5 protein-coding genes and 1 pseudogene are annotated in these 4,575 nt (G+C 63.9%); 4 read left to right on the top strand and 2 right to left on the bottom strand.

Features of this window, described 5'->3' with window-relative positions:
- Together BFP96_RS02730 and BFP96_RS02725 are read left to right on the top strand one after the other, a co-directional pair.
- The coding region (locus BFP96_RS02730; RefSeq protein ID WP_139113324.1) for an ABC transporter permease at window positions 1–904 on the top strand (904 nt) is incomplete at its 5' end.
- Window positions 901–1,716 carry an ABC transporter ATP-binding protein gene (locus BFP96_RS02725; RefSeq protein WP_065935534.1) on the top strand — a complete coding sequence of 272 codons (816 nt, stop codon included), beginning with the start codon at window positions 901–903 and terminating at the stop codon, window positions 1,714–1,716. The genes BFP96_RS02730 and BFP96_RS02725, both read left to right, overlap by 4 nt.
- Here BFP96_RS02725 and BFP96_RS02720 read toward each other — a convergent pair.
- Window positions 1,703–2,773, bottom strand: coding sequence for a fatty acid desaturase (locus BFP96_RS02720; RefSeq protein WP_065935533.1), 1,071 nt, complete (start codon window positions 2,771–2,773; stop codon window positions 1,703–1,705). The genes BFP96_RS02725 and BFP96_RS02720 overlap by 14 nt on opposite strands.
- Before the next feature lie 101 nt (window positions 2,774–2,874).
- Between BFP96_RS02720 and BFP96_RS02715 the strand changes: the two genes are divergently transcribed.
- Window positions 2,875–3,879, top strand: a complete 1,005-nt coding sequence (locus BFP96_RS02715; RefSeq protein WP_065893833.1) for an AraC family transcriptional regulator — start codon at window positions 2,875–2,877, stop codon at window positions 3,877–3,879.
- Window positions 3,880–4,027: 148 nt separating this feature from the next.
- Here the strand turns inward: BFP96_RS02715 and BFP96_RS02710 are convergent, their stop codons facing one another.
- Window positions 4,028–4,393, bottom strand: coding sequence for a response regulator (locus tag BFP96_RS02710; RefSeq protein WP_057725354.1), 366 nt, complete (start codon window positions 4,391–4,393; stop codon window positions 4,028–4,030).
- 100 nt (window positions 4,394–4,493) lie between these two features.
- Between BFP96_RS02710 and BFP96_RS31635 the strand changes: the two are divergent.
- Window positions 4,494–4,575 (top strand): annotated as a pseudogene (locus BFP96_RS31635) (heme-binding protein); the annotation flags it as partial.

Genomic DNA, 4,575 nt, shown 5'->3' with positions numbered 1-4,575 from the left:
CCAGTTGTTCATGCTCGACATCGTCTTTGTGTGCATCGTGGTCATCGGCGTGCTGGGCGTGGTGATGGACCGTGGCGTCGGCTGGCTGGATCGCAAATGGGTGCACTGGCCGCATCCGGCCACCGCGCACATCCGGCGCGGCCCGCGTTACCAGGGCTGGCAGCGCCTGCAGCCGTGGCTGCTGCCCCTGGGGTTGCTGGCGCTGTGGCAAGTGGCGACGCAGCAGGGCTGGGTCGATGCGAATATCCTGGTGAGCCCATGGACTGTGCTGCAGACCACCGCCACGGGCGTCGTGGATGGCACGCTGTCGGGGGCGCTGGGCAAAAGCCTGGGGCGCACCCTGGGTGGCCTGGCATTGGGCGCCAGCCTGGGGTTTGCCATCGGCTTGTGGCTGGGCTTGTCACCGCGCAGCGAGCGGGTGCTCGGCCCTACCCTGGCCGCCTTGCGCCAGATCGCAATCTTTGCCTGGGTGCCGTTGCTCACGGCCTGGTTTGGCCTGGGGGAATTGGCCAAATGGGTGTTTATCGGCCTGGCGGCGTTTTTCCCGCTGTTTATCGCCACCCAGCGCAGCGTGTTGAACCTGTCACCGCAACTGAGCGAAGCCGCACAGGTGCTGCGCCTGAACCTGTTCCAACGGCTGCGCCGCCTGATACTGCCGGGCGCGGCGCCGGGCATTTTCGCCGGGCTGCGCCTGAGCCTGATCTACGCCTGGCTGGGCACCATCGGCGCGGAATACTTCATGCCGTCCAATGGCGGCATCGGCAGCCTGATGATCGGCGCCCAACAGCTGCTGCGCATGGATTTGATCATGAGCGGCATGCTGCTGGTCGGCCTTACCGGCGCCACCCTCAACCTTATCGGCCAACGCCTTGAAAGCCGCGTCACCGGCTGGAGACACGCATGAACGCACCGATTGTCAGCTTCAACCATGTGGGCAAGTCCTTCGAGGTGGATGGCGTCGAGCTGGAAGCCATCCGCGAATTCAACCTGGAGATTGCCGAGGGCGAATTTGTGGCGATTGTCGGTTCGAGCGGCTGCGGCAAGTCCACGCTTTTACGCTTGCTGGTGGGGCTGGATACGCAGTTTCGCGGGCAGATCCAGGTCGATGGCAAAGCCGTGAGCGGCATCGGCAGCGAACGCGGCATCGTGTTCCAGGAACACCGCTTGTTCCCCTGGCTGACGGTGGCGCAGAACATCGGCCTGGGCCTGGTCAATGAGCCCTTGAGCGAGGCCGAGCGCAGCCGACGCATTGGCGACTTTATCGAACTGGTGGGCCTCACCGACTTCACCCGCGCCTATCCCCACCAACTGTCCGGCGGCATGGCGCAACGGGTGGCCATCGCTCGTGGCCTGGTGGCCAGCCCACGGATTCTGCTGCTGGACGAGCCGTTCGGCGCACTGGATGCGCTGACCCGCCAGCAGATGCAGGACGAACTATTGGCGATTCGCGCCCGCGCCAGAATCACTACGGTGCTGGTGACCCACGATGTGGAAGAGGCGATTTTCCTCGCCGACCGCGTGGTGGTGATGGAGCCCCGGCCCGGGCGGATCAAGCAGGTGGTCGAGATCGCCCTGCCCCATCCGCGCCAGCGCAGCAGCTTTGAATTCCACCAACTGCGCGAAGAGCTGCTGCATGAACTGATCAGCGACGATCACTACCAGCCGCCGGTGCGCGAACAGATCCGCGACCTGCCGCTGGCGTTCATTGCTTGCTGAACGCGAGTTCTCTGTCCGGTTGCTCTTCGCGTTCAAACCGATTGGCCCGCGCAAAGGTGCCGAAATCATTGAAGCGCACGCCCATCTCGGCCATGACCTTGTGCGCCACCCTGACCGTCATCTGGCGGATATAGAACGGCTCCTTCACCACGAAATGGTGGATGCCGTGGGTGCTGCCGAAATTGAAACAGAACGCCTGCAACGGCCACATCCACCAGGGGTTGAGCACCTGGGTCTGCTGGATCACATTGCCCGGCTCCACATCGCCGTAGTAATGCATGTTGGAACTGACGAAGTGCAGGCAAAAGGTGCGCAGCACGTTGGGGCCAATGATCACCACCGCCGCGATATCGATCACCTGCATCATCTGCAGCGTCCCGGCTGACCAGTCGATGGGCGCGCCCACCAGGCCGGCGATGCCGTTGGCGGCATGAAAGCCGAGGAAGATGTACCACGCACCCCAATGCAGCAGCGCCAGCGGTGCGTACACCAGCAGCACGCGCTTGAGGATGCTGAACCTGTGCGGCCAGGTCCTGGCGCGCAGCAGGCGGATCATGGCGGACATCATGTTGTCGCCCACCATCAGCAAGCGCGCGATGCCCCAGGGCTCGCCGTTGGTGATGGCACGCTCTTCCACATCGGCCTCGGTGCCGGAGACCTTGTGATGATTGAGGTGCAGGTGCCGGCGAATCCACGGGTTGATCGTGCTCGGCCGCGCCAGCCACACCAGGCCCATCATCAGGTTGTGGGGCACGCGCTGCTTGCGAAAGTACATGCTGTGGATCAGGTCGTGTTCCAGCTCATGGGTGAGTGAGGCAAAGAACGCATTGAGCAGCAGGCATACCCACCAGGCCATGTGACCGCTGATATACAGCGCCGCCGAACCCAGCATGCCGACCCATGCGAACGCCAGGATGCCCGCGCCCAGCGCGTCCTGATGCAGCAGCCAGGAATGCCGCTGGCGCAGGCGCGCGCCCTCGGCCAGCACCACTTCGCGGATATGCGCCGAACGCTGTTGCGCGTTCATCTGCTGGGGACTTGCACAAGTACCGTCCATGCTTCCATTCTCTTGTGGAGTGATGCCTGCATCCTGCACCCAACCCTGGCGCAGGCCGCTAGCTCCGCACGCCAACCTGTTGACCGCAAGCGCCAATCGCCATGACTGAACCGACTTCCCTCGCCAGCTGGACCCGCGCCCTGCGCAAGCAACTCGAGGCCCTGGGCCTGGACAGCGCCGCGCTGTGCCTTGAGGCCGGGCTCGACCCGTTGCTGATGGACGACCCGAACGCGCGCTACCCGTTGTCGGCCACCACGCGCCTGTGGGCACTGGCGGTGCAGGCCAGTGGCGATCCGGCGATTGGCTTGCGGGTGTCGCGGTTTGTCAGCCCCACGACCTTTCATGCATTGGGTTACGCGCTGGTGGCCAGCGGCAGTTTGCGCGAAGTGTTCGAACGCATCGTGCGCTATCACCAGGTGGTCAGCGATGCCCTGAGCCTGGAGTTGAGCCGACACGGCGACTGCTACCGTTTTCGCCTGCTGCAACCCGAAGGCAGCCCGGCGCCGGCGCTGGAAGCCATCGATGCGTTTGCGGCGATCTATGTGCGCACCTGCCGCAATCGCCTGGGGCGCGACTACGCACCGCTGGCGGTTTACCTGCAGCGCCCGGAACCGGTCGACCCCGCGCCCTGGCACACGGTGTTTCGCGCGCCGGTGTTCTTTGGCGCCGAGGAAGACCGCCTGGAGTTCGCCGCCCAGGACTTCGACAGCCACCTGGACGATGCCAACCCGGAGTTGGCCGAACACAATGAAACCGTGCTCAAGCGCACCCTGGCGCAACTGCAGCCGCTGACCTGGGAGCGCAAGGTGCGCGCCGCCATTGAGGCGCAACTGCCCGACGGCGAACCCGGCGCGGAGCGGATCGCCCAGGCGTTGCATTTGAGTCTGCGCAGTCTGCAGCGGCACCTGGCGGATGAAGGTTGCCGGTTTGACGCGTTGCTCAATGAATGCCGGCAGAACCTGGCGCTGTTGCACCTGCGCGATCCGCAGTGTTCATTGGCCGAGATCAGCCATCTGCTGGGGTTTGCCGATACCAGCAGTTTCAACCGGGCGTTCAAGCGCTGGACGGGGATGACGCCGGGGCAGTTCAGGGATGGGTTGCGGTAGGTGAATGGGGGGTGTTTTTGAGGGCCTCATCGGGGGCAAGCCCCCTCCCACATTTGAACTGTGAATACATTTAAGTGTGGGAGGGGCGGTGCGACGATTCGACTTGCCCCCGATAGCGGTCTTTGAGGCTCTGCAAATCCCGGATCAATCACCGCCCCCGATCACGCCGCAGCAATTTCCTCACCCGCGCCACCAACACTTTGGCGTCAAACGGCTTGAGCAAGTAATCGTCTTCATGCAATTCCAACCCACGCAGCCGATCTTCAATGCCGTCAGGCGTGGTCAGGAACAGCACGGGGGTTTCTCCGCGCTGGCGAATCGCCTGCTGCAACTTCCACGCATTCAGGCCCGGCAGCATCACGTCCAGGATCACCAGGTCGTACTCGGTGCTTTCCACAAAGCGCTGCGCCGCCATGCCGTTGGCCGCCACTTCCACGCCGAAACCCGCTTCGCTCAGGCCCTGGGCCATGCGTTGCGCCAGTTGCGGCTGGTCTTCCACTAACAACACCTGCATGCCTTACCTCTGGGTTTGATTACAAACCTGTCATCAAATTGTGCGGCTTTTGACCACGTCCACTGGCTACCGTGACGGTCTGCCTTTTGGAGCCCTCACCATGTTTCGCACTGCCTTGTTCCTGAGCCTCGCCGTGGCGACTGCCGCCCAGGCCACGCCGCAACTGCCACGCCACGCCGAGC

The sequence above is a fragment of the Pseudomonas sp. 34 E 7 genome, assembly GCF_900005715.1.
Lineage (GTDB): Bacteria > Pseudomonadota > Gammaproteobacteria > Pseudomonadales > Pseudomonadaceae > Aquipseudomonas > Aquipseudomonas orientalis_A.
The sequence above is the reverse complement of the archived record's forward strand: the minus strand, read 5'-3'. Positions and strand labels throughout refer to the sequence as shown.

Coding starts and splice junctions, on each gene's coding strand:
- BFP96_RS02710 (WP_057725354.1), bottom strand. CDS start 4,393: ATGCAGGTGTTGTTAGTGGAAGACCAGCCGCAACTGGCGCAACGCATG.
- BFP96_RS02725 (WP_065935534.1), top strand. CDS start 901: ATGAACGCACCGATTGTCAGCTTCAACCATGTGGGCAAGTCCTTCGAG.
- BFP96_RS02720 (WP_065935533.1), bottom strand. CDS start 2,773: ATGGACGGTACTTGTGCAAGTCCCCAGCAGATGAACGCGCAACAGCGT.
- BFP96_RS02715 (WP_065893833.1), top strand. CDS start 2,875: ATGACTGAACCGACTTCCCTCGCCAGCTGGACCCGCGCCCTGCGCAAG.